This is a genomic window from Streptomyces sp. NPDC003016 (assembly GCF_053591455.1).
This window is the reverse complement of sequence record NZ_JBSFTV010000035.1, coordinates 38,005-60,643: the sequence shown is the minus strand read 5'-3', so window position 1 is coordinate 60,643 and position 22,639 is coordinate 38,005. Positions and strand designations below refer to the sequence as shown.

22 protein-coding genes and 1 pseudogene are annotated in these 22,639 nt (G+C 69.2%); 4 read left to right on the top strand and 19 right to left on the bottom strand.

Annotated elements, in window-relative coordinates; translation table 11 throughout:
* Positions 1-44 precede the first annotated feature (44 nt).
* The 14 genes from ACWDZ4_RS26970 to ACWDZ4_RS26905 form a co-directional block, all read right to left on the bottom strand.
* Positions 45-1,817 carry a DUF4209 domain-containing protein gene (locus ACWDZ4_RS26970; protein WP_451510978.1) on the bottom strand — a complete coding sequence of 591 codons (1,773 nt, stop codon included), beginning with the start codon at positions 1,815-1,817 and terminating at the stop codon, positions 45-47.
* Between the two features lie 126 nt (positions 1,818-1,943).
* A complete protein-coding gene (locus tag ACWDZ4_RS26965) occupies positions 1,944-3,086 on the bottom strand; it encodes a tyrosine-type recombinase/integrase (protein WP_451510977.1) in 1,143 nt (380 codons plus the stop codon).
* Positions 3,086-3,283: a helix-turn-helix domain-containing protein gene (locus tag ACWDZ4_RS26960; RefSeq protein ID WP_451510976.1), complete on the bottom strand. Its 198-nt coding sequence runs from the start codon at positions 3,281-3,283 to the stop codon at positions 3,086-3,088. The genes ACWDZ4_RS26965 and ACWDZ4_RS26960 overlap by 1 nt, the downstream gene beginning before the upstream one ends.
* A gap of 189 nt (positions 3,284-3,472) precedes the next feature.
* Positions 3,473-4,681 (bottom strand): DUF3631 domain-containing protein, encoded by a 1,209-nt coding sequence (locus ACWDZ4_RS26955; protein WP_451510975.1) that lies wholly within the window; start codon positions 4,679-4,681, stop codon positions 3,473-3,475.
* Positions 4,678-4,869, bottom strand: a complete 192-nt coding sequence (locus ACWDZ4_RS26950) for a hypothetical protein (RefSeq protein WP_451510974.1) — start codon at positions 4,867-4,869, stop codon at positions 4,678-4,680. The genes ACWDZ4_RS26955 and ACWDZ4_RS26950 overlap by 4 nt, the downstream gene beginning before the upstream one ends.
* 158 nt (positions 4,870-5,027) lie before the next feature.
* Positions 5,028-5,930, bottom strand: a complete 903-nt coding sequence (locus ACWDZ4_RS26945) for a bifunctional DNA primase/polymerase (protein WP_451510973.1) — start codon at positions 5,928-5,930, stop codon at positions 5,028-5,030.
* Positions 5,931-6,010: 80 nt separating this feature from the next.
* Positions 6,011-6,472, bottom strand: a complete 462-nt coding sequence (locus tag ACWDZ4_RS26940) for a hypothetical protein (RefSeq protein WP_451510972.1) — start codon at positions 6,470-6,472, stop codon at positions 6,011-6,013.
* Positions 6,473-6,678: 206 nt separating this feature from the next.
* Entirely contained in the window at positions 6,679-8,796 is a 2,118-nt protein-coding gene (locus ACWDZ4_RS26935) for an ATP-binding protein (RefSeq protein ID WP_451510971.1), read from the bottom strand.
* A gap of 53 nt (positions 8,797-8,849) precedes the next feature.
* The gene (locus ACWDZ4_RS26930) at positions 8,850-9,404 is read right to left on the bottom strand and encodes a hypothetical protein (protein WP_451510970.1); all 555 of its coding nucleotides are present in this window, start codon (positions 9,402-9,404) and stop codon (positions 8,850-8,852) included.
* A gap of 59 nt (positions 9,405-9,463) precedes the next feature.
* On the bottom strand, positions 9,464-10,312 hold the full coding sequence (locus ACWDZ4_RS26925; protein WP_451510969.1) for a phosphoadenosine phosphosulfate reductase: 849 nt from the start codon (positions 10,310-10,312) through the stop codon (positions 9,464-9,466).
* Positions 10,309-11,163 (bottom strand): DUF2637 domain-containing protein, encoded by an 855-nt coding sequence (locus ACWDZ4_RS26920; protein WP_451510968.1) that lies wholly within the window; start codon positions 11,161-11,163, stop codon positions 10,309-10,311. Before ACWDZ4_RS26920 ends, ACWDZ4_RS26925 begins: the two co-directional genes overlap by 4 nt.
* A complete protein-coding gene (locus ACWDZ4_RS26915; RefSeq protein WP_451510967.1) occupies positions 11,160-11,444 on the bottom strand; it encodes a DUF6303 family protein in 285 nt (94 codons plus the stop codon). Before ACWDZ4_RS26915 ends, ACWDZ4_RS26920 begins: the two co-directional genes overlap by 4 nt.
* Positions 11,441-11,707, bottom strand: a complete 267-nt coding sequence (locus ACWDZ4_RS26910) for a DUF6284 family protein (protein ID WP_451510966.1) — start codon at positions 11,705-11,707, stop codon at positions 11,441-11,443. Before ACWDZ4_RS26910 ends, ACWDZ4_RS26915 begins: the two co-directional genes overlap by 4 nt.
* 564 nt (positions 11,708-12,271) lie before the next feature.
* The gene (locus tag ACWDZ4_RS26905) at positions 12,272-13,051 is read right to left on the bottom strand and encodes a GntR family transcriptional regulator (RefSeq protein ID WP_451510965.1); all 780 of its coding nucleotides are present in this window, start codon (positions 13,049-13,051) and stop codon (positions 12,272-12,274) included.
* 15 nt (positions 13,052-13,066) lie between these two features.
* Here ACWDZ4_RS26905 and ACWDZ4_RS26900 point away from each other — a divergent pair, with 15 nt between their 5' ends.
* Positions 13,067-13,543, top strand: a complete 477-nt coding sequence (locus tag ACWDZ4_RS26900) for an NUDIX hydrolase (protein ID WP_451510964.1) — start codon at positions 13,067-13,069, stop codon at positions 13,541-13,543.
* A gap of 631 nt (positions 13,544-14,174) precedes the next feature.
* Here ACWDZ4_RS26900 and ACWDZ4_RS26895 read toward each other — a convergent pair.
* The gene (locus ACWDZ4_RS26895; protein ID WP_451510963.1) at positions 14,175-14,720 is read right to left on the bottom strand and encodes a flavoprotein; all 546 of its coding nucleotides are present in this window, start codon (positions 14,718-14,720) and stop codon (positions 14,175-14,177) included.
* 254 nt (positions 14,721-14,974) lie between these two features.
* Here ACWDZ4_RS26895 and ACWDZ4_RS26890 point away from each other — a divergent pair, with 254 nt between their 5' ends.
* From ACWDZ4_RS26890 to ACWDZ4_RS26880, 3 genes and pseudogenes are all read left to right on the top strand, one after another.
* A complete protein-coding gene (locus tag ACWDZ4_RS26890; RefSeq protein WP_451510962.1) occupies positions 14,975-15,916 on the top strand; it encodes a MurR/RpiR family transcriptional regulator in 942 nt (313 codons plus the stop codon).
* Between the two features lie 315 nt (positions 15,917-16,231).
* Entirely contained in the window at positions 16,232-16,624 is a 393-nt protein-coding gene (locus ACWDZ4_RS26885; protein ID WP_451510961.1) for a hypothetical protein, read from the top strand.
* 60 nt (positions 16,625-16,684) lie between these two features.
* Positions 16,685-16,897: pseudogene (locus tag ACWDZ4_RS26880) on the top strand (DUF2277 domain-containing protein); the annotation flags it as partial.
* Positions 16,898-16,956: 59 nt separating this feature from the next.
* On the opposite strand, the gene ACWDZ4_RS26875 reads toward ACWDZ4_RS26880, so the two are convergent.
* The 4 genes from ACWDZ4_RS26875 to ACWDZ4_RS26860 form a co-directional block, all read right to left on the bottom strand.
* On the bottom strand, positions 16,957-17,598 hold the full coding sequence (locus ACWDZ4_RS26875; protein WP_451510960.1) for a DedA family protein: 642 nt from the start codon (positions 17,596-17,598) through the stop codon (positions 16,957-16,959).
* A gap of 231 nt (positions 17,599-17,829) precedes the next feature.
* Positions 17,830-19,782 carry an FAD/NAD(P)-binding protein gene (locus tag ACWDZ4_RS26870; protein ID WP_451510959.1) on the bottom strand — a complete coding sequence of 651 codons (1,953 nt, stop codon included), beginning with the start codon at positions 19,780-19,782 and terminating at the stop codon, positions 17,830-17,832.
* Positions 19,783-19,994: 212 nt separating this feature from the next.
* Positions 19,995-21,734: an alkaline phosphatase D family protein gene (locus tag ACWDZ4_RS26865; RefSeq protein WP_451510958.1), complete on the bottom strand. Its 1,740-nt coding sequence runs from the start codon at positions 21,732-21,734 to the stop codon at positions 19,995-19,997.
* 100 nt (positions 21,735-21,834) lie between these two features.
* Positions 21,835-22,530, bottom strand: a complete 696-nt coding sequence (locus ACWDZ4_RS26860; RefSeq protein ID WP_451510957.1) for an HNH endonuclease family protein — start codon at positions 22,528-22,530, stop codon at positions 21,835-21,837.
* Positions 22,531-22,639 lie beyond the last annotated feature (109 nt).

Sequence of the window (22,639 nt, the reverse complement as noted above, 5' to 3'; positions counted from 1 at the left end):
CAGCGAGCCGCTGCGGGGGCGTTGACGGTAGTAGATGACGGCAGTCAGGCTTGATCTTCTTCTGCCTCCATCCCAGCGTCAACGTTCTGTGGCTTCGCGCCGAGGCTCCAGAGGTAGATCACGCACTGGAACAGCAGGGCTGCCGCAGGCGACCCAGCAGCCGGTATGAATCCGTGAGCGATCTCGTTGCGCAGGTTCCAGCCGCCCGCTGGGTTTCCGCAGATAGTGAGGATACTGCGGTACCACGATTCATCCATGTCTTTTTTGCGCAGAACCCCTAGCAAGTATCCCAGGCCGGGGTACTGCCCTGGCTTTTCGTTTCTCTGCAGTTTGTATACTCCTGCGTCAAGCGCTAGCACTAGATTTCGGGCTAGTGTCTCAACTTTTGGCGCGATGGTGAAGGTCGCCCCTTCGGGGTCTCCGGACCAGTAGCGAATGAAACATCGCGCAATGGATGAGGCAAGCTCGGGGTCTGTCAGCTCCCCTTGAGCGAAAAAGCTCGCTAGGTCTTCCTCCGTCGGTACGCCGTGTGTCTCTGCGATTCTATGAAGCGCGATGGCTAGTAGAGGGGCCATGTGTTGCAGAGTGAAGCTTTCCTGACGCGTCAGGCGTACTTCCTCGATCTCGGCGTCGCTTTGAGGAGAAAATCTAGGAAGTCCGTCGGATCCAATGAGTTCCATGGTGGCTAGGTCTGCGATGACAGAATGCTTCGCGTACTCTGCGGCGTTTCTTCTCGTGTTCTCTACGGATCCAGTTGCTGGCCCGTAGGTAAATGCGAAATGGAGCAAGGCTTGCTGCCAGTCGGTGCAATCTATTACTGGTTTTAGGTAGGACTCAAACTCTTCCCGACTTACGGCGCTAGAGGCGCTGAATGATGTAAGTCCCAGGTCCTCATTTCGTAGTGCTTGCAGAGAGCTCGCTGCCCGGTCGATGAGGTGAGGTACCGCAGATGCTTGCGCATGCTGCAGGGCCGTCTTGAGGTGCCCGGCTCGGACGAGCCCTGTTGCCGTTGCTGCTGCATCCAGCCACATCTGAACTAGGTCAGAGTAGATGGCGCTGCGTGCCGCGTCCCCTTTGTGAAGCCGCAGCTTGAGGCTGAAAAATTGGGCCTTGATGAACGGGGAATCGTATCTATCGATGGCGGCGTCTAGTAGGCCCTGCAACGCCTTTGGTGGAACCCGCTCGCTGATCAGTGGGCCGAGTATTTGAGTCGCTGCGCCGGGCTTATTTGCATCGCCTGCGATCACATTGGTGGCGAGAGTTAGCATCTCAGATACCACGTTGTCGGCGAGATCGTGCTTTCCTACGGCACGCGCCAGGCGAAGCGCTATGTTGAGGCATTCTCCTTTGTCTAGTTCTTTCTCCCAGGTCCCCGCCAACTTCAAATAGGACTGCGCAGCGAGAATGGCATGATCGCGTACTTGCCCAACCTTTCTGTCGAACAATAGGTGGTGCAATCGAGCCTTGCCGAAATGGGAGCCAGTTTTCACGCTAAGCGCTGTCCAGATTTCTACGCCGAAATCGGAAACGTCGGAGACTTGGGGGGGAATGGAGTGACTGTCTGGCCCTTGGAAGTAGGGAACGATCTGCACTCGCCATTTGCCGTCATTCTCAACAACTTGAACATGATACGCGAAAGCCCATGCGGCTGCCCGTCTGGTTGCCGAACTGTCGACAATGGATTCCACTGGGCCTTCGTGCTCGCTAATAGGGATTTTTTCGTTAAATTCCCTGTGAGCCTGAAGGGATGTCTCGGCCAGCGCTGCGCTGTCGATCCAATCGGCGATGGTTGACAACTGTGCGTCGGTACTCGGCATGGGCACAGTGTGCGGGGGGTGTTGGAAGATATCTACCGGTTTCCGAAGACCCGCAGTTCTACCGGAGCCCCCGTGAACTCGGGGCTCGCCTCCCGCAGTAGGCACTACGCGAGGCGAGCCTGACCGTCAGCGGCGGCGGCGGCGTCGGAGGAGACGGTCCATGTGCCCCATCGCCTCCCGCCGGTTGTCGTCGGATACGTGGGTGTAGATGTTCATCGTGACTGCGATCTGCGAGTGACCCAGGATTTCCATCACTACGCGCGCCGGCACACCGGCGGCGAACAGGAGCGTGGCGCATCCGTGCCGAGCGTCGTGCAGGCGAATACGGCGCAGTCCCGCGTCCTCCGTGATGCGCTCGAACGACCGGCTGAGATTTCTCGGCTCGATCGTTCGCCCGGTCCTGGTCGTGAACACGTAGTCGCTGTCATGCCAGGTCTGCCCCGCGTCATGGCGCTGCGCGGCTTGACGGAGACGCTGCCAGCGCAGCGGCGCTACGCACATGAGCGGTACGGGGATGGCGCGCGTCCGGCGGTTCTTCGTGGAGTCTGCGTACAGCTCCTTCTGTACCCGCTGAATCTGGTTCCGCACAGTGAGCGTGCGACGCTCCAGGTCGATGTCCGACCAGCGGAGTCCAAGAACCTCGCCGCGCCGCAGCCCGAGAGCCACGGCCAGTACGAACGCTGCGTACAGCGGATCTTTCCTCGCAGCTTCCAGGAAGTTCGTTGTCTCCTCCAGGTCCCACGGCTTCAGCTTCCGCGACTGCACCCGGGGGGCAGGAACGAGCTTCACCACGTTTCTGCTGACGAGCTCCTCACGACATGCTGCCGTAAGTGCGCTGCGTAGGACGCGGTGCGACTCCTTGGCTGTCGCAGCCGACACCTGCGCCGTCACGGCCGTGAGCATGCGGCGCACGTCGGCCGCACCGAGGGTCTCCAGGCGCTTGGAGCCGATCTGGGGGATTAGGTAGCGGCGTACGTGCGTCTCGTACTTGGCATACGTCGTCTTCTTGCGGTCGTCCCTGACGAACTCCTCCAGCCAGTAAGGCAGCCATTCGGAGAGCTTGGCGGAACGGGTGGGCGTCGGGATGCCTTGCCGGTCGCGCAGGACAAGAGCCTGCCGCTTGGCGTCGCACTCATCCCAGGTGCTCCCGTAGACGGTCTTGCGCTTGCGTGTGCCGTCGGGCTGGGGAACGTAGACGCGGGCTTCGTACCGGCCGTCTTTGCGCTGCCAGATGCTGCCGGCGCCGTTCGGATTCCTCTTGCGTGCCATCAGGCAGCCTCTTCCAACTGGTGGTCGATGAAGGCGCGAAGAGCGTCGGCGGGCACCCTGCGGCAGCGGCCGATCTTGATGCTCTTGAGTTCGCGTGAGCGGATGAGGTCGTAGACCTTGAAGCGGCTGAGACGGAGGGCCCGCATGACTTCGGGGACCGTCAGCACTTCGGGTGCGGTGAGCAGAGGGGTACTCATTGGGTTGCTGCCTCCTCGGCAGGGCATAGGGCCGCCCGGGCCCCTTCCTGTCAGGTCCGCTACTTCCGCTACCTCCGCTACCGCCCTGGTCAGGGGCATGATCGAGGTAGCGGATAGGGGTAGCGGTAGCGGATGGAATCCGCTACCGGCCCCGCCCCTGCTGGGGTCGGGGCCGGTAGCGGGTAGCGCTCAGGTAGCGGACGGGAAGAGCTCTTCCGCTACCTTTTCCAGGCCGCTGACCTGCGGGGTAGCGGAGGTAGCGGAAGTAGCGGCCCACGAGGGGGGTGGGGGGCAGTACCGCTGCCACGCGTCGTGGAGATCAGCGGCGTAGTAACCCTTGAGGACTGCCCCGGCCGACTTGATGTTCCGGGCCTTGACCGGCATGTTGTCGCTGGTCATGTACTCGCCGAGCATTTTCGACAGGCCCCGGGAGTCGAGCGGCCGGCCGCTCATGTCCGCCCACGGTGCCTCGTCCAGCGCGCACAGCCTGTCGAGGATCGCGACCGTCGGCATACGGTCGATGCCCGCCATGACGTAGTCCCGCAGATCAGTCAGCAGACGGATACCGAGGCTGCCCTTGTCGTCGGCCCGGGCCGCGTTGACCAGCTCCACGCACGCGGTGCGGGCACGCTCGGGCCAATTACCCCCGGCTGCATCCGCGACAGATAGCAAGGGCTCCCACACATCTGCGGGCCGGTCGGTGACGCCTTCGGGCATCGCGGGCCACCTGCCCGCGATGTCCTCACGGACCTGTTCGGCCCACTGCGCAAGCCGCTCCCGCAGCTTGTGGCCCTCCGCCTCGTGAAGCCGGGCACGGAACGGCTCCGCCTTCTCGTTCCTCGCACGGCGCCGCATCCGGATGATGATCGAGCGGGTCGTGATCGTGTCCGGGAGGTAGCCGAGCCCGGCGACCGCGACGGCGGTGTAGGAGGGGAACTCCACCACCGTCTGGTTGCCCCCGTCTCCGACGCACCGGTAGGTGACCCCGGAGCGTCGGTGTCCGGCGTTCAGGAAGCCGCGGAGTTCTTCGTTGTCCCCGGCCTTGGGGCCGAAGACGGTATCGATCTCGTCGAAGAGGATCGTGGGTCGTCCGGCCGGGTCGGAGACGGACCGGAAGAGTGCTGCGGCCCGTGCGTTCACGGCCAGCATCGGTCGCGGCACGAGGGTCTCCACCACCTCCAGAGCGCGGGACTTGCCCGAGCCCGGTTCCGGGGAGAGGAACGCGAGGCGCGGGGTGGAGTCGAACGCGTCCAGGAGGTGCGCGTGCGCGTCCCACAGCGCGACGGCCACGTAGGCGGCCTCGCGGGGGAGCACGTTGAACCGGCGGTGGAACTGCTCTACTTCGGCGAGCAGTGCGGCACCGTCGATGGGCGCCGTGGTCTGTGCGGGGGCAGTCATGCGGCGGTCCTCCGGGTCTCGGTGGCCGTGTGGGGGCAGTGCCCGACGCGGACGCGGGTGTTGAGTTCGGTGACGGCCTTACGGCCTCGGGCGCGTTCATGGTGGCCACAGGTGCACAGCCAGTCGGCGACCGGGATCTCGTTACGGTCCAGGCCGCGGATGTGGAGTCCGGGCCGGATGCCGGTCACGGTGACCGTGCGCGGGTCAGGACGAAGGGATGAAGGGACGCCCTTACGGGCGACGACTTTCGGCGCCCCACTGCCGGATGGGGCCGGGGCCGGTTCGGCGAGGCCGGGGCCGGTAGGTGGTGCGGGATGGCCTTCCAAGCGGGGACGGGGAGGGGTGCTCATGCCGCCACCCGGGGTCTGGCGCTGCGGATGGAGCTGTCCAGGGCGCTGCTGATCGTGGCGCGGCACTCGGCAACGGTGAGTCCCCGGTCCTGCCCCGCCGCTTGGAAGGCTTCTTCCACCTCGTGCCGGTCCAGGTCGCCCCATGCGACGAAGCGCCCCACCTTGAAGGCGCACCGGTTGAGCGTGGTGTTGCCCTGTTTCTCCGGCGCCTCACGGACCCGGTCACACTCCCGGGCCAGCGCCGCCCGCCCCGCACGACTGCCACTGACGACAGGCGCGACCAGCGGCCGGACCGGTACGGGCCGGGTCGGCTGGAGCAACCCGAGCAGCCAGCCGGGCAAGTCCACGATCGGGACAGGGTCAACAACCTCGTACGCGCCGGTCGTTGTGGTGCTGCCCGCGGCGACGACGTAGCCGCCCCAGGCCCGTGTATCGACCAGCGGTGCGAGCGTGCCTGCTGTGTTCCCGAGCCGGATGCCGGGCGGGGCGGTGAAGTACAGGTGGTGTCCGCCGCTCGCAGTCCGCACCCGGTAGGTGGTGGGGACGGCCTGCCCGGAGCGCTCGCAGAGCGCCTTGAAGGTCGTCACGCCGCAAGGCGTGTCCGCACTGCTGTTGGGCTTGGGCATGTCGAGGTCGACGACGACCAGCCCGGACGGGCCGGTGGCGATCCCGATGTTGAACGGGCGGTCGGCCCATGCCCGGCGGATGCGGTCCGGGTCGGTGGTGGCTCGGTCCTCCCACTTGCGGTGCCCGCCGGCGCAGTCCCCGAGTCCCTGGCAGGCGGTCTCTCCGTGGAGGGCGGGGCGCTTGTCGCCGGGCCGGAGCGGGAAGACGTGCCAGCCACGTTCGGCTGCTCGTAACGCCGCTTCGAGCAGCGCGGTGTTGCGGTCGTGGGTCATGCTGGGTGTCTCCAGTTCTCTGATGTGGATGGCTGGATGAGGGCGGCCCCGGACTTTGGCGAGACGGGGGCCGTCCTCGGTCAGTTGTGGAAGTGGTTGCGCTTGATGACGGCCTTGCGGATGTTCACCGTCGTGGCGCCCTTGTGCTGGCCGGTGGCGGTGAGGACCTGGATGGCGATGAAGCCGCCGAAGATGACGGCGGCCAGGATGATGAGCTGCTGGATCAGGGCCGCGAGTGCGGCGATGAACGTGGTCAGCAGAACGAGCCCTCCGCAGACGGCGGCGAACCCGATCCCGCCCAGCGCGATGTTCACCGCCGTACGGGAAACCAGCGGCTTCGCGGTGACGGGTTCGGGGTGGGTAGGGGCGATGGCGTAGCCGGTGATGACCCGCCCGTCGGGCAGGACGATGGACGTCACCGCTGGGACTGTTCCGGGCTGGAGCGGGACGAGCGGCGCGGCCGGGATGGTGGTGATCGGGGTGGGCTGGTGGATGGTCACGGCCCGCTCGGCAGGCTGGTAGCCGGTGTTCTCGGGGAACATGTGGAATCCCTTCCTCTGCTGGGTCAGGGAGGCGGACACACCCCCTTACGGGGGCGCGTGGAGGGGTGTTCGGGGGTGCTGAGCTGGGGTGACTCCCTGCCTCCCTGAACATCATTTGTGCAGGTCAGGTCCAGGGAGGCGGGTCAGGGAGGCGTTCAGGGAGTTCTCCCTGCCTCCCTGACCCGCCAGGGGTGCGCTCCCTGTGATCAGGACGCGGAAGCGGAACCGTCGCTATCCCGGTTGGCGAGAGCGCGGGCGATGCGCTCACGGCCCACGACCATCCGGCCGTCGGACTTGTAGGGCTCGGCTGCCGTGCCGTCCAGGACTCGCTTGAGGTCGGCGTGCGTCCAGCTCCCGTAGCTGTCCTCGGACAGCGCTGCAAGGCGCTGCAACACGTCCTGGGTGAGGACCCGGTTCGTGTCGCCGATGACGGTCGCGATGTCGGCGAGCGGGTCACGCGCCTCGTCGCGCGCGATGACGTGGAGCGTGGTGACGCCGTCGCGCATGGCCCGGGCGCGGGCGGTGATGAGCGCGGCGGTGTCGGTGTCGATGTAGTGCGTGCGCACGGTGATGCTGGCCTGGCCGGCGGGGATGTCGATGCCGTCCGACGCGACGACCAGCGTGCCCTTGTCGAGTCCGGGGCGGAGCAGGTTCGGCGCGGCCCCGCCGTCGACAGCCTTGTCCCCCAGAGCCATGCGGGCCTGCGACTCGGTGCCCAGCGCGAGGGACGCGCGGGTGTGGGCACCTTCGCGGACCAGCTTGGGAAGGTTCTGGTCGGTGGGGTCCTGCGTTCCCTGCCACAGGGTCACGTTGACGGCCCGCCCCTGGTTGTGAATCTTGCGGGCTGCCATGAAGTACCTGCTGGTGGCCTTGGAGCCGCCGTACGGCCGTTTCTTCTCATCGACCATCGGGCACATGAACGCGACCTGTGCCTCGTCGACGAGCAGGACGAGCGGTGGGAACACGGTTCCGGGCTGTGCCTGGAGGCGGCGTTCCATCTCGCTGACGCCGTCTTCCAGCATCTCGGTCGCGTCGACGACGTGGTCGTCGGTCGGACCCTGGATGAGCACGGTGGCCAGGCCGTCGAACATGGCCCAGTCCCCGGCGCCCTTGAGGTCGGCGATGCGGAACTCAACGCTGCGGTCCAGGGCCAGCCACAGGGCCAGGGCGCGGAGTGCTGCGGTCTTGCCCTGGTTGGACAGACCGGTGATGAGGAGGTGGCGCTGGTAGAGGCTGATGGCGGCCAGGTCGCCGCGCAGGTCCTGGCCCCACGGGGCGCGTCCGGTCTTGTAGTTGGCGGTCAGGTCCTGGTCGGTGGTGAGCGGGGACGGGCCGATCGGCTCGTCCAGCGCGCCGGAGTCGGCGACCCAGAGCCGGACCGTGCGGGCAGCTTGCGGGATGGTGATGAACACCTCGTGCTCGTGCCGGGACAGGTTCTCGGCGAGCTTGCGGCGCTTGCCCTGGATCTCGTTGGTGGAGACACCGGAGGGCAGTGTCACGTCGACTTCGACCCCGCATCCGGCGATCCGGATCGGGCCAAGCATGCTCGCCCCGGCGTCGCCCATCTCCTTGATCGCGGTGCGCAGCGGGGCGATACCGAGGTTGCGGAGTGCGAGGACGACGACGGACGGGGTGATCGGCTCACCCGCACCGGACCGGGCGTTCACGGGAAGCGCCCACTGGGGCGCGGCCTGCTGGTGCTTGCCCACCGCCCACAGACCGAGCAGCACCGCCCACGGGCCCAGGGTCACGAGCGGGCCCCAGGTGACGGTGATGATGAGGACGAGCCAGCGGACGAGCTCGATGAGCGCCATGATCGGCGTCCCGATGTCGGTCCAGTCCTTGTTGGCGACGGCGAGCATGATGCCCAGGATCAGCAGGCCGCCGGCCCCGATTCCGGCGCCGGCCGCGATGCCCTTGGCTGCGTCCATGGGGGCGGTGAGCAGGTCCATGCGGCGGCGGTGGCGTTCCTGGCGGAACTTCTGGCCGCGCTCTTCCCACTCCGCTGCCGCTTCCATGTTGCTCGCGGCTTCGGCAGCACGCAGGAGGCGTTCGTAGCGGGAGGCGGTGCGGCCCTCCCAGGTGCGGCGGGCCACGATCCGCGTCCCGCCCAGGACGTAGAGGCCGTGGCGGGCGGTGACGCGGCAGACGGTCTTGGTGTGTTCGTGGGTGGCGACCGTGCGTACGCCCCTCGCGGAGTGTACCCACAGGGGCACAGAAGGCTTTTCGGCGGCGGGAGTTGCTACAGCAGCCACCGCGGCGGGCTGGTTCGTCTCGGGGGCGGTGGTGGTCTTTTCGAAGAGGGGAACGACGTTGTCGCTCATGGCGGAACGACTCCTGACTGCTCCGGGTACCCGGAGCAACGAAGGGGGGTGGGTCAGGCTGCGGCGGCGGGAACGAGGCGGCCGGCGAGGTATTCGGCGCCGTACGCCTCGTTCTCCTCCTGTTCCATGCAGCGGTCGTGCTCCCTGGACTCGCGGCGAGACATCCGCTCGATGCCCAGGTCGTGGCGCAGGCCAGACACAAGGCGGTCGTGGACGCCTTTGCGGCTGGTCTGCATGGCGTGGACCAGTTCGTGCACGAGCGTGATCGCGAATGCGGCTTCGTTGGGGTGCTGGTCGACGTTGATGACGATGAGCACCCCGCCGTCGGCGAGCGGGATGGCACGGCCGGCCGCGTCGCGGGCCAGCTTCTTCGCGGCCCGCAGCGCGCGGGCCTGGACCCGCTTGTCCGTGCATCCGGCGGTCTCCCACTCGGCGGCCGTGGCCACCTCGGCAAGGTTCCGCTCCGAGGTGAGGACGATCTGTACGTCGGGCATGTGGCCGGGCACCGCCCGGTCGACGACCCGTACAGCCTGCTCGGTCAGACGCTTCGCGGTGCGCAGGGTGGCGCCGTAGCCGAAGAGCTTGTGTGTGCTGACGGTCAGCTTCACTACATCTCCGTTTCAATGCCGCAGCTCAGGCGGCAGAGTCGCTTCCAAGGAGGGAGGGGTCAGGTGGCGCACCATCCGGAATCGCAAGCGCCGTCCGCTTCGTCGAAGATGGGCAGGAGATCGACGCCGTCCGGGATGGCTTTGCGCAGCGGCCTACCGAACCGGGTGAGGAAGACGTGGTCTTTGCCGAGTTCGTCGCGCCGCGCATTGAGGAGTTCTTCGAGCTGGCAGGACTTCTCGAAGAGTTCGGGTTCGTTGCGGCGCATGTCGTGCCAGGTCTCGGGCCGGTGGAATGGGCAGAACCAGCACGATGACTTCGGCGGTACGGGCAGGCCCGCGTCGCGGATGATCCGGGCGCAGTCGATGCGCCTGAGCCCCATCTCAAGGAGGGGGTAGACGATCTGCTCGTACGGCTCGCAGCGCCGGTTGTTGGCCCGGTGGATTTCATCGAGACTGATGCCGATACCGATCGTCGCCGGGGCCTCTTTCGTGGCGCCCCGCCGCTTGAGTTCACGGCCGACGACCTTGATCTTGAAGTCGGCCGTGCACGATCGGGTTCCGGGCGCCCCGTTCGACATGCGCACGGGAATCGCGAGCGACCGGCTTCCCGCCTTGGTGAGCTGGCCATGCAGCGTGCGAGTCTCGCCGCTACGGACCATGACGCGATCCAGCAGCACGAGTTCGATGCCATGCTCGGCAGCGAACGGCCGCGCGTGCTCTTCCAGATAGCGCAGAGTTGCCGGGTTCTCCGAGTCGTTCCCGACGTTGGCCATCAGGAACGTCCGGAAGTCGATACGGCCCTGCGCGGCGAGCACGAGCAGCGCCGTGGACTGCACGCCCCCGCCGTAACTGATGGAACGGATCGGCTCAGCCGCTTCGGGGGCCGCTACCGCGGTGATCGGGCTCATGCCGATACCTCCGCTACGTCTGATCCGACTGCACGTTCGGCGCGCAGGGTCTCGCGCAGCACGCGCGCTTTGGCCGCGGAGGTGTGGACCGCCTTGCGGATGGCCTCGCCGGTCAGTTCCTCGACCGGCCACTCAGCGGTGGCCGACCGGGCTTCATCGAGCAGCTGCTCGGCGGTGCGGACCGGTCGACTCGACCGCGCGACGTCCGGTACCCGACCGGTCGCCCGACGCGGTCGGGTCGACTCCGCAGCCACCGCCCCGACCGGGGTCGGCTCGAACAGCGGCAGGTCCTCAACCGGTTCCGCCGCCGGGAGAGCGGGCGGAACGTCGACCGGTGACATGGGGGCGGGGGTCGACTCTTGCAGGTCAGAGGTAGACCGATTTACGGTCGTCTCGGTCGTTTCCTCCATAATTGCGGGTTCCGTCGATTGGTGGTGCAGGACCTTGGCGACGAGGTCGGAGCCGAAGTAGATCGACCCGACCGGCAGCGACGTGGCGAGCAGGACCAGAGCCCAGTTGGCGGGATCCCAGTCGGCCAGTCGACCCCAGTCGACCGACGTGCTGTGCAGCTCGGGGACGAGGCCGTGCACGTAGTTGAGGACGAGCGAGGCCAGCGTGTAGGAGGCCAGAACGCGCAGTGCGAACCGCCGTGAGTCGCCGGTCAGTACGAGCGTGGCGACCAGGGCCAGGGCCATGAGGCCATCGACCACGAACGGGTACAGCAGCGCTGCCGTACTGTCCGCACCGGTCGCGGTGGCGACGTCCCGCAGCGCGTTCCAGGAAACCCGGAACGCCATTCCGACCACGCCGACCAGAGCGGCGACGAGCAGTCCTTTGCCGAAGCGGTTCATGCCGCACCGCCTGTCCGCTCGCGCACCGGCAGGGAGGCGAGCAGGTGAACCTGGGCGTCGTCGCTGTCCTCGCTCCACTCCCACTCGGCACCCTCGACCGGCTCGTAGCCGAGCAGAGCGAGCGCCGCCGTCCGGGCGGCCCGCGTCGGGACCTCCCGACCGGTGAACACGTGCTCGGGCCACGCGTCGGTGGTGTTCATCAGCGCCACGAACACCCGCCACCGGTCGGTGGTGCGCGACTCGGCCAGCACCGCCGTGTGCGTTTTCGGTGCGGCGCTCATGCGGCACCGCCCGTCCGAGCCGTCTCGGCGCGGTTCGTCAGGTCACGGCGGGCGGCGAGCACCCGGCGGCGGGCCCTGCGGATGCGTCGCTCGTCCAGCTCGGTGGGCGTGCGGTCGATGGTCATGATCTGCGCGTCGAGCAGGTCGACGTCCGCCAGGATGACGGGCATCTCCAGCTCGATCGCGTCCAGCTCAGGGGCCGACGGCTCCATATCGAGCGAGACGGCCGTAACGAGGTCCTGAAGTGCAGCGATGGTCTTCATGGGTCGTTGTCTCCTTCATGGGTCGGACGGCCCGAACAGCGGCCCCGGTGTTCGAGCACCGGGGCCGCGCGCCGTCTGAGGGTCGGTCGTGGCTACGAGCGACCCACGGCGACCCGACACCGCAGCCCACCGAAGAGGCGGGCCTGAATGCCGGGCACCGTGAACGCTGGTACGGGTTCGGTTCTCCTGTTCGCACGGTGCTGCTCGTTCCGGGGAGATCCGAAGTCCCGGAAGTCATCGCAGCTTCGAGTGCCGTGCGGTTCTTAGAGCCGATGGCGTTCCCGGTTAGGGGTGTGGGCCCCGGTGTGAAGGGGGCCGGTTCTCGGTCGGCTGGTCTCCACTCGCCTCGGCCGGAACGGTCACGGCCGCCGTACTGCGGTGGATCACGCTGTGGAGTTGTCGTCTTCGCACCCGTCCGGGCACGTAATGCACGGAGCTCTAAGAGCTCCTGCACTCCTGCACTCATGTGCAGGAGTTACGTTCATCAGAATGCCCAACTCCTGTATATGAGTCAACCCGTCGCGATCGAAATCTGCGCGACGGGTCTCGATTGCTGGTGTTCCGTCAGTCCCCCGCAGGGATGCGGTAGTCGAGAACGAACTGGTCAGCGGCCATAATGGTGTCGCACACCTCGACTACGCGACCTGCTTCCGATTCTGCGCTTCGCGTCAGATGGATGACGGGCGAGCCGGGGCTGAGAGTGAGCGCTCCTACCTCCTGCTTGGTGGCGAGCCGCGCACGAACCGTCTCCGTGAACTCTTTGAGCATGTGTCCGTGATCTTCCAGGCGCGCGTAGATGCCACCGGGCCCCGGGTTTTCCGCGAGGAGTTCCGGAATGTCCTCGGCGATGTCCCACGGCAGGTAGGAGGTCGCCTCCTCGGTTGGTGTGCCGTTGCTGAAGTACAGGCGGCGGCGGGCTAGCACCTTGGTGCCAGCCGGAACGTTCAGTCGCTCCGCGATGTCCTCCGGTGCGTCTGTTGGGCCGACGTACAGGACCGTGACGCCGGGCGTCTTTCCGGCCTGCTCGCTCTCAGCGATGTACGCAGCTTTCCCAGCCCTGCGATGTGAGCGGCGGAAGCGGTCCGAGGACTTCCGGCGTACCGGCGGCTGGCTCTTCACGAACGAGCCCTTGCCGTGGAGTGTGTCGATCAAGCCCGTAGGTCGGAGCTCTGCCACCGCCTTGCGGGCCGTGCCCTGAGACACCGAGTAGCGAGCCATTAGCTCCGACTCGCTCGGCACTTTCTTGCCGGGGGCCAGCACGCCAGTCCTGATCTGCTGTGCGAGGTCTTCCGCGATCTGTAGGTACCGTGGCTTGCCAGAGTCCCTAGAGGCTGTGATGCCCATGTCGTTCTGTCTCCTATGCTCATATACATGAGTAACGCTACCCAGGAAGGGGCGTCAATGTCTCTGCACTCGGTGTCGGTGGCCGGCGTCGTCGTGCGGGAAGACGGCCGTGTCCTCGTGATCCGGCGAGCCGACAACGGTGCGTGGGAGGCCCCTGGTGGTGTCCTCGAACTGGATGAGCGTCCCGAGGACGGAGCCTGCCGGGAGGTGCTGGAAGAGACCGGTATCAAGGTCGATGCTGTACGTCTCACTGGTGTGTACAAGAACATGGCCCGAGGGGTCGTAGCCTTGGTGTTCCTGTGCCGCCCGGTCGGAGGGCAGGAGCGGACGTCTGGCGAGTCGACCGCCGTCTGCTGGTTCTCTCGCGGAGAGGTAGAGACCCACATGGTCGAGGCGTATGCCGTCCGCGTGCTTGATGCCCTCGATAGTCAGGCCCCGCCGGTGCGTGCACATGACGGACGGCGGGTGCTCGGCGGGTTGGCCGGCCCGTGATGCGGCGGCGCCGGAAGTCTGCGTGACTGGGCCAGCCCCTCCGCTTCGCGCGTAGTGTTTGAGCATGGCCATGGGAGACCGGCAGCGCCGCGACGGTGCTGCGAAACGCGTCCAGTTGACCAGCGGCGATCACGGCGGCCCGAAGGACAAGAAAGCCCGTAAGTCACGAGTGGCGAAGCCCGACGGGGCTCAACGGAGGGCTTCCGCTGCGAAGGAGTGGAAGAAGTTGTTCGCGCGCATGGACGAGATGCGGCAACGGGAGGCCCGGCGAAATGAGCGCCCGAAGTAAGGCAACTTCCGTCCTCTGGGCGCCGGGTGATGACGGCAACGATTGACGGCAACGTCCCCGCATGGCTGCGTATCCCGGATGGCTGTGAGAGTGGTCCACGCCGGTGTGAGGACCCGGGAGGACATGGTCCCACGGCCGGTCAGGCGAACTTACAAAGCAGATGTCGGCGGTTCGAAACCGTCCGCGCCCACCAGGTGTGACCAGCCAAAACGCCCCCCGCCCAGCAGGGTGGGGGGCGTTTTGACGATCCAGTGGGAGCAGATCGGGAGAACGGCTCCGCATGCGCGGCCGCGGCAGCCCGCACGGAACCGCGGGCGGAACCGCGGGGGCAGGGAAGCCTGGTCACGGGGAGGGGACGGCGACCGCATCCATCGCTTCGAGAGCCAGGCCCCACGGGTACCCTTCCGGCTGCTCCTGGCCCGGCTCGTTCGGCGCGAACCCGCCGTCCCCGTACAGCACGGTCACACCAGCCCCCCGCAGCATTCCCACCGACCGCTCGAACTGCGGATGCTGCACGTAGGCCGCATTCACACACGGCATCGTCACCAGCGGGATCCGCTTGCCCATCCCCTCGGCGGCCACGCCCACGACGAACGACGAAGTGATCCCCTGCGCCCACTGGTTGACGGTGTTGAACGTCGCCGGCGCGAACAGGATCGCGTCCGCCTCCGGCCACACATCCGGCTCGCCGGGCATCTTGTACTCGGAGCGCACCGGATGGCCAGTCAGCACAGCCAATCCGTCGAGGCTGTTGCCGAGCCAGCGGGCCGCGGTCGGCGTCAGCCCCAGGCACACGTCCCAGCCGCGGGCCTGCGCGTCCTCGACAATCCGGGCCACGTCGAACACGGGCGGCGCGGCCGAGCAGAACAGGTACAGAGTCCTCGTCATGCCGTCCAGTGGATCACACACAACAACCCCCGGACCAAGGGGAATAGGAGCGGAAGGTGGGTTTTGGGCCACGGTGCGCGGGGTGCACGGGGGTGCACGGAGGTGCGCAGGGGTGCACGGAGACGGTTCCGGGCGGGGCGGGCGGGCGCGGAGTGGGGCCGCGTGGGAGCCGGCTGCTTCGGGTGGCTGTCCGGGTTGTGGTCGCGAGGGGTGGGCTATGTTGAGCGTCAGTGGGACGAGAGGGAGGCACGCCGGTGCCATCGAGGCAGCAGGCACGCGCACAGGCGTCCGCGATCACGCCGGGAAGGCAGTCCCCGGGCGCGGAGGCGTCTTCCACGGCTCCCGCGGACAGGGTTCGCGCACTGTTCGGCGGCCACCGGCTGTCCCCCGCGCAGCGGCGTATCGCCCAGTACATCGTCGACCACCTCACCGAGGCCGCCTTCCTGTCGATCACGGACCTGGCGGAGCGCGTCGGGGTGAGCCAGCCGTCGGTGACCCGCTTCGCGTCCTCCCTGGGCTTCAGCGGGTACCCCGCCCTGCGGGAGGCCCTGCAGCCCATCGCGCTCAGCTCCGTCGCCGGCTCCCCGGACGCGCGGGAAACGCGGGAGGAGATCCGCCGCAACGAGCTGCAGGCGGCCGTCGACGCCGAGATCGAGAACCTGGAGAGCCTGCGGCGCACTCTCGCCGATCCCGGCCGGATCCTCGACATCGGCCGGGAGCTGGCCCGGTCCGTGCCCCTGACGGTTCTGGGGCTGCGGATCTCCGTGTCGTTGGCGGAGTACTTCGCCTACGCGGCGCGGCGGATCCATCCCGACGTGCGGCTGGTGACCCGCGGCGGCAGCGTCGCCTACGACGCGCTGCTCCAGTCGCGGGAGGCGGGCGGGACGTGGGTGGTGGCGTTCGCGATGCCCCGGCACGCCAACGAGACCCTGGCGGCGATGCAGGCCGCCCGCAGCACGGGGCTGCGCGTCGCGCTGATCACCGATCTGACGCTCGGGGCGCTCGTGGACGAGGCCGATCTGGCCCTCACCGCCGGCACCGGATCCCGTCTCGTCTTCGACTCCTACGCGGCGCCGGGAGTCCTGTCCGCGGCCGTCCTCCAGGCCATGGCCGACGCCGATCCCGTGCGTACGCAGTCGCGGCTGGAGGGGTACGAGCAGGTCGCGGAGCAGCACGACTTCTTCCTCGAGGACTGAGCCGGGCCCGGGCGGAGTTACGGAACGTGGCCTTTCGTATCACTTGAGGAATGAATTTTTTCATACCCTTGCCTACTCGGCGGTATATATGTTTACTGCCTGTGGTCGCCGCATCTCGCGCCTCACATGAACCGGACACCCACGGGCGGCGCGCTCCTCCTCACGCCGGCCCACGGGTGTTCCATCCGGGCACTCCGCTTTCCCCGGCGGACGCCCCCGTCGGCGGTCCCGGTCAACCCCTGGGCCGGGACCGCCACACACTTCCGCGGCGCTCGGCGACCACAGTCCGCCCACCATCCCGCCGGAGCGACGACGATGCCCCAGACCCTCTCACCGACCGGCCCGGACTGGCCGGGTCAGGTCAAGGCCCCCGGCAGCCAGGACTGGGAGCGCACGGCCGCCCGGTGGCTGCGGGACCTCCTGCCGGCCCGCTACGCCGGGTACTCCACGCTCACCCGCCACCACGTCCTCCTCGCCCGCCACGCGCAGCTCCAGGTCGAGCACGAGATCCGTGCCGTACGGGTCGCACTGCGCACCTGCCGGGCGGAACTGCCCGTCCTCGGCGTCTCCGAGAAGGCCATCGAGAGCACCATCCAGCTCTACGCGGTCGAGCTGGAGCAGCTCGACCGCCTTGCCCGCTCCGTCCGGCTCATCACCGGCGCGCTCCTCGCCGACGCCCGTACCGGGCGGGGGCGGCAGGGCCGCTGAGCGGGATTCCCGTCCGCGAGGACCGTGCCGAGGAGGGCGGTCCGGGGATACCGTCGGAGTATGTGCCGCAGCATCAAGACGCTCCGTCCGCCCGTTCTGCCCGGGGAGGCGTCCGACGAGGAGATCGGTGCGGCTGCCTTGCAGTACGTGCGCAAGGTCTCAGGGTTCCGGGCGCCCGCCGCTCACAACCGCGAGGCGTTCGACCGGGCCGTCGCCGAAGTGGCCGAGGCGACCCGGAGGCTGCTCACCGGGATCGAAGTGCGAGGGGCGGCCAAGCCAAGCCAAGCGGAGCTGAGGGCTGAGGCTGAGGGCCAAGAGTCAAGGGCTGCGCGTCAGGGCGTGACCGGTGCGGGGGCCGGCGCCGGGCGGCGTACGAACAGGGCCGCCAGGGTGCCCGCCACGAACAGCGCCAGCAGCGAGACCGCCGCGCCCAGCCACGACGCGCCCAGCCACTGGGCGCCGAGGTAGCCGAGGCCCACGCTGTAACCGGCCCAGGCCACGCCCGCCAGGGCCGACCAGGGCAGGAACTCCTGCACCTTGCGGTGTGCGGCGCCCGCGCCCAGGGAGACGACGGAGCGGCCCGCCGGGGCGAAGCGGGCGATGACGACGAGGATGCCCCCGCCACGGCTGAGCGCGGTGCCGAGACGTTCCTGCGCGGTGGTCAGGCGGCGGGAGCGGGCGATGGCGCGGTCCAGGCGCTCGCCACCGCGCCAGGCCAGGCGGTACGCCACCAAGTCGCCCAGGACGGACGCCGCCGTCGCACACACCATCAGCGCCAGGATGTCGGGCACCTGGTGCGCGACCTGGCCGGTGGCTCCCGCGGCGGTCGTGGTGCCCGCCGCGGCGGCGGTGGCGGCCGTGATCACCAGGACTCCGCTGGGGAGGACCGGTACGAAAACGTCCAGGACGACGGAGAGCGCGACCACCGCGTAGATCCAAGGGCTGCCGGTCAGCGCCCCCACACTTTCCAACAACGTGACTCCCCGGTTCGTGACAACGCCGCGACGTCGCAGGGGAGCGGCAGGGGCGGCTGTACAGCTATACAGCGTACGCCTGCCATATCGGCCGAGATCGTCAGGGGCCCGGCGATGTTGGACATGTCACGTTCGACGGGCCGGCGGGAATACGGCCGGGAATACGGCGAGGCTGCGGGACCGGAATGCGGGCGGGAACGCGGGACCGGAGCGCGGGCGGGAGCGGTCGGCTCAGGTCGGGGTCCGGTCCGTCGGCAGAGGGGTCAGGACCGCGGCCGTACGTACCGTCACCGCCGCCCGCAGAGCCGCGCGCGCCACCGCGTCCGCGTCCGCCAGCGTCACCGAATCGACCCCGGGCCTGGCGCCCGCCGCGGTCACCCAGTGCACCCCCTCCGTGGGCACTCCGAACGCGAACCGCCCGGGATGCGGCCGGCCCTCGCCGTCGGTCAGGCGGTACGGGCGGCGGGTGACGTCGAGGCCGCCCGTCTCGTACCCGTCGACCGTGTGCGGACGGCACTGGCCGGTCCTCAGCAGGCGTGCGAGGAGTTCGTCCGACGTACGCCGCAGGTCGGGCTCCGGCAGCCGTGCCTCGATGAGCGCCGTGACCGTGACCTCGGACCCGGCGATGTCGGGGGACCGGGCGACGAAGCCGTGGTCCGCGGTCTCCACCGTCATGCGCGGGCCCACCACGTCCAGTACGCCCGCCTCGATCAGCGCCGTCATCTCCTCGATCCTCCTGCGCGGCGGTCCGATGGAGAGGAAGGCGTTCAGCGGCGTGTACCAGCGGTCGAGGTGGTCGCGGCGGGACGCGCCGGGCAGACCGGCGTGGTCCACGATCTGCCGCAGTTCGTTGCGCAGGTCGCGCAGCACGTCGAGGGCGGCCTTGCGCGGGCCCGCCACGTTGCCGAGCGCCGCGTGCGCCGCGTCCCGCCGCAGGTGGCGCAGCAGCCAGGCGCGGTGGTCCGCCGGGTCGCGGAAGGTCTGCCCGGTGTACGGGCGGGCGGTCAGGTCCCAGCACCAGCGTTCCGTGTGCGGCACCCCGAACGCGGCCAGGACGTCCGCCTCCTCGGCACTGCGGTGCGCGGTGGCGAGGAAACGCCCGCGAAAGCCGGTGCCGTCGCCCTGTCCGGCGGTGGCCTGGGCGCCCAGCAGCGTCTCGTAGTAGACCGTCTCCACCTCCTTCGCGACCAGCGGCCATATCTCGGCCAGGAAGTCGGGCGGATCGCCCGCGTCCGCGCGGGCACGGAAGGCCGCGATCACGGGGGGAGTCAGGAGCAGCGGCTCGTGCCGGCCGTACGGGCCCTTCGCGTTGTCGCCGCGCGCCTGGTGCGGCACGCCGCGCCGCGATCCCGCGAACAGCCGCGGTTCGCGGCCCGAGCGGTGGTAGACGAGGCCGCCGCCCGCGGCGCGGGTGAAGGTGCCGCCGCGCCCTGCGGTCAGCAGCGCCATGTGGTCGAAGAAGTTGAGGCCCAGGCCGCGCAGCAGAACGGGTTCGCCGGGGGCGAGGACCGACAGGTCGAGGTCGGCAGGGTTCGCGGGGAGCAGGTGGCGCAGGCCGTGGCGGGCGGCGTGCGCGGTGAGGCGCGCGTCCGACGGGCCGGGGTGCACGGGCAGGTGGCCCTGGGCGAGGACGACCGCGCTCAGGCCGGTGAGTACCTCGCCGTTGTCGAGGGTGAGGGTCTGGGGGGCGTGGGGGGAGCCGTGGGGGCTGCGGGAGTCGTAGGGGCTGTGGGTGTCGTGGGTGTCCTGGAGGTCCACGGCCCGTGCCGGGTGCACCCGTACGGTGACCGACCCCGGAGCCGCGCGTACCACTTGGCGGAACACCCACTCCAGGTAGCGGCCGTAGCAGGCGCGGGTCGGGTAGTCGTCGGGGCCGAGCGCCGCCTCGCCGCTTTGGGAGGCGGCCCACTCGTACAGGCTCGGCCCCGGGCGTATCGGGCCCTCGCAGCCGACGCTCGCGTCGGTGAAGAGCGTGACCTGTGAGGCCACCGTGTTCATCAGCAGCTCGGCGGGCTGGTCGGTGCGCCAGACCCGGCCCGCCCCCGGCGGCGCGGGGTCGACGACGTGCACCGTCAGTCGGGTGTCCGGGGCCAGCTCCGGCACGGAGGCGCAGAGCCTTTCGAGCACGCTGGTGCCGCGCGGGCCGGCGCCCACGACAGCGATGGCTTGGTGCACTGCGGACAAAGCGTGGACTCCCGGGGCGGGTGTGGGGTGTGGCGGCGGGTGTGGCGTGGGGGGCGCCGGAGGTGGAAGGTTCGCATCATCATGCCGGGGCAGCACGGGAAGTCGTAGCCCTGTACCGGTGATCTCCACCCGCTGTGGGAAGGATCACGGGAGATCACGGGACCGGCGGGCGGCCCGGCCCGTGCCCCCGGCCGCCGGGTCCGCCCATGCGCTCAGCCGCCGGTCTGCCCCGGCCGTGTCAGCTCTCTCTCCAGTACGGTCACGAGTCCCGCGCCGCCGCCCCTCCTCGCCCGCGCCTGCTCCAGCCGCAGCGCCGCCGACCGGCCCCGCAGCGTCAGCGTCATCAGCTGGTTGCCGAACCACGGCCCCGACGTCTTCCGCCAGCCGATCCGCGGCTCCTCCATCCGCCCGTGCCGTGCCAGGAGGCGGCCGATGCGCCGGCCCGTCCCGCTCCAACCGAAGCGGAAGCCGAGCCGTATCGAGGCCGAGATGCTGTTGTGCACGGGGGAGCAGGTCAGCTGGACCACCTGCGCCGCAGGACCGCGGTTCTCGCCGCCGTCCTTGCCGCCGTCCTCACCGCGCCAATGCGCCTCGGCGACGTACGCGTGGTGCACGTCGCCCGACAGTACGCACACCGTCGCCGGGGCGTCGGAACCCGAACCCACCTCCGCGATCATGCCGGCCAGCCGGTCGAAGGACGCCGGGAACGCCGCCCAGTGCTCCAGGTCCGCCTTCCTGCGCAGGTTCTCGCCGAAGCGCGCCCAGCGCGCCCCCCGTTCGCCCCGGCACAGCGCCGCGTTCCAGCCCTCCGTGTCATGGATGAGCGGGGGCAGCAGCCAGGGCAGCGAGGTCCCGATCAGCAGGTGGTCGTACGAGGCCGGGGCCTCCAGCGCCTGGTCGCGCACCCACCGCTCCTCGGCGTCGTCGAGCATCGCGCGCCTGTCCTCCTCCAGGACGCGGGCCGCGCGCGTGTCGACCATCAGCAGGCGCACCCGGCCGAAGTCGCGCCGGTAGCTCCAGTGGACGTGGGCCGGGTCGTTGTCGGCGCGCGAGGCGAACTCCCGCAGGAGGTCCGTTCCGTCGGGGGCCGCCCGTACGGCAGCGTAGAGCTCGTCCTTCGCGAGCTCGGCGGGGGAGAGGTTCCCCAGGTGCTGGTAGACCCAGTACGACATCAGGCCGCTGAGGATGCGCTCCCGCCACCAGGGCGTGGCGCGCATGTCGGCCACCCAGGAGGCGCTGGTGTTCCAGTCGTCGATCACGTCGTGGTCGTCGAAGATCATGCAGCTCGGGACGGTGGAGAGCAGCCAGCGCACCTCCGGGTCCAGCCACGACTCGTCGTAGAGCCGGGTGTACTCCGTGTAGTCCGCGACCCCCGCGCCCGGCGCCTCGCGCAGATCGCGCCGCGCGGCCAGCCAGCGCCGCGTCGCCTTCGACGTCTCGTCGGCGTACACCTGGTCGCCGAGCAGGAGCAGCACGTCGGGGCGGGCCGACGGCGGGGCCGCGGCCAGGTCCTGGGCGAGGGTGTTCAGGGCGTCGGGCCCCACCGGGTCCTTGCCGCCGTGGGCCGGCGCGGCCCACCGGCACGAGCCGAAGGAGACGCGCACCTCCTCGTCCGGCCGTGCCGGTGTGCGGATGGTGCTCGGCGGGAAGCGGGAGTCTTCGAGCGGCCACACCCGGTGCCCGTCGAGCAGCACCTCGTACGCCGTCTCCGAGCCGGGGCGCAGTCCGGTCACGGTGACCAGCGCGTAGTGGTGTCCGGCGATCTGGAACGTACGGGCCGAACCGCCCGCGCCGCCCGTTCCGTCCGTCCCGCGTGTCCCGCCCGTCCCGCCTGTTCCGTCCTCGCACCGCACCTCCGCCGTGCACGGCCGGTCCGCCTCGACCCAGACGGTCGCGGAGTCGCCGGCCCCGTCGACGTACCGCAGCAGTGGTCCCAGCCGCAGCCCGGCCATGTGTGCCCTCCTCCGTCGCGTCCCGCACAGGGGTCGACCCCTGTGCGGGGTTCGCCCCCGTACGGTACGGAACGACGGAGGAGGGCGGGAAGATTCCGGCTCAGCAGTTGTTCAGAACGCCCTGGAGGGCGGTCTTCTCGGCGGAGTTCACCGTCAGCTTCCAGTGGTGCTTCACGTCCACCCACATCCGGGCGTACATGCAGCGGTAGGCGGTGCGCGGCGGCAGCCACTCGCCCGGGTCCTGGTCGCTCTTCTCCTGGTTGACGTTGTCGGTCACGGCGATGAGCTGCGGCTGGGAGAGGTCGTTGGCGAAGGACTGCCGCTGCGCGGTCGTCCAGCTGCTCGCGCCCGAGCGCCAGGCCTCGGCGAGCGGGACCATGTGGTCGATGTCGACGTCGGAAGCGGCGGTCCAGGTGGCGCCGTCGAACTCGGAGTACCAGCTGCCGCTGACGGCGGCGCAGCCGGAGTCCTGCTGGACGTTCGTGCCGTCGCGCTCGAGGACGACCTCGCGGGTGTTGCAGGTGCCGGACTGGGTGATCCAGTGCGGGAACTTGTCGCGGCTGTAGCCGGTGGACGAGCCCTCGGCGCGCTCGGTCAGCTCGCCGAGGTACGTGCGGGCGGTGGCCGCGCTCACGGGGGTGGGCGGGGAGGCCAGGGCGGTGGGGGACGTGAGCAGGACGCTCGTGCCGGCGAGGGCGGCGGACGCGGTGAGGACGGCGATCCGGCGCGGTATGCGAAGCGTTCGGAGCGCCCGGGGCGTGCGGAGCGGAACTCGACGCGCGTAGACACCTGACATGTGAACTCCCTTGTGGTGGGGGGCCGACCGGACTGCCCGTCGCCGGGTCCGGTCATCGTGGCGGCGCCGGGTTGCCGGGGGATGGGCGCCGGGTAACAGCGTGACGACA

Coding starts and splice junctions, on each gene's coding strand:
- ACWDZ4_RS26940 (WP_451510972.1), bottom strand. CDS start 6,472: ATGTTCCCCGAGAACACCGGCTACCAGCCTGCCGAGCGGGCCGTGACC.
- ACWDZ4_RS26960 (WP_451510976.1), bottom strand. CDS start 3,283: ATGAGTACCCCTCTGCTCACCGCACCCGAAGTGCTGACGGTCCCCGAA.
- ACWDZ4_RS26860 (WP_451510957.1), bottom strand. CDS start 22,530: ATGTCAGGTGTCTACGCGCGTCGAGTTCCGCTCCGCACGCCCCGGGCG.
- ACWDZ4_RS26895 (WP_451510963.1), bottom strand. CDS start 14,720: ATGACGAGGACTCTGTACCTGTTCTGCTCGGCCGCGCCGCCCGTGTTC.
- ACWDZ4_RS26955 (WP_451510975.1), bottom strand. CDS start 4,681: ATGACTGCCCCCGCACAGACCACGGCGCCCATCGACGGTGCCGCACTG.
- ACWDZ4_RS26910 (WP_451510966.1), bottom strand. CDS start 11,707: ATGAAGACCATCGCTGCACTTCAGGACCTCGTTACGGCCGTCTCGCTC.
- ACWDZ4_RS26965 (WP_451510977.1), bottom strand. CDS start 3,086: ATGGCACGCAAGAGGAATCCGAACGGCGCCGGCAGCATCTGGCAGCGC.
- ACWDZ4_RS26945 (WP_451510973.1), bottom strand. CDS start 5,930: ATGACCCACGACCGCAACACCGCGCTGCTCGAAGCGGCGTTACGAGCA.
- ACWDZ4_RS26920 (WP_451510968.1), bottom strand. CDS start 11,163: ATGAACCGCTTCGGCAAAGGACTGCTCGTCGCCGCTCTGGTCGGCGTG.
- ACWDZ4_RS26935 (WP_451510971.1), bottom strand. CDS start 8,796: ATGAGCGACAACGTCGTTCCCCTCTTCGAAAAGACCACCACCGCCCCC.
- ACWDZ4_RS26900 (WP_451510964.1), top strand. CDS start 13,067: ATGCTCATATACATGAGTAACGCTACCCAGGAAGGGGCGTCAATGTCT.
- ACWDZ4_RS26885 (WP_451510961.1), top strand. CDS start 16,232: ATGCCCCAGACCCTCTCACCGACCGGCCCGGACTGGCCGGGTCAGGTC.
- ACWDZ4_RS26915 (WP_451510967.1), bottom strand. CDS start 11,444: ATGAGCGCCGCACCGAAAACGCACACGGCGGTGCTGGCCGAGTCGCGC.
- ACWDZ4_RS26865 (WP_451510958.1), bottom strand. CDS start 21,734: ATGGCCGGGCTGCGGCTGGGACCACTGCTGCGGTACGTCGACGGGGCC.
- ACWDZ4_RS26970 (WP_451510978.1), bottom strand. CDS start 1,817: ATGCCGAGTACCGACGCACAGTTGTCAACCATCGCCGATTGGATCGAC.
- ACWDZ4_RS26925 (WP_451510969.1), bottom strand. CDS start 10,312: ATGAGCCCGATCACCGCGGTAGCGGCCCCCGAAGCGGCTGAGCCGATC.
- ACWDZ4_RS26905 (WP_451510965.1), bottom strand. CDS start 13,051: ATGGGCATCACAGCCTCTAGGGACTCTGGCAAGCCACGGTACCTACAG.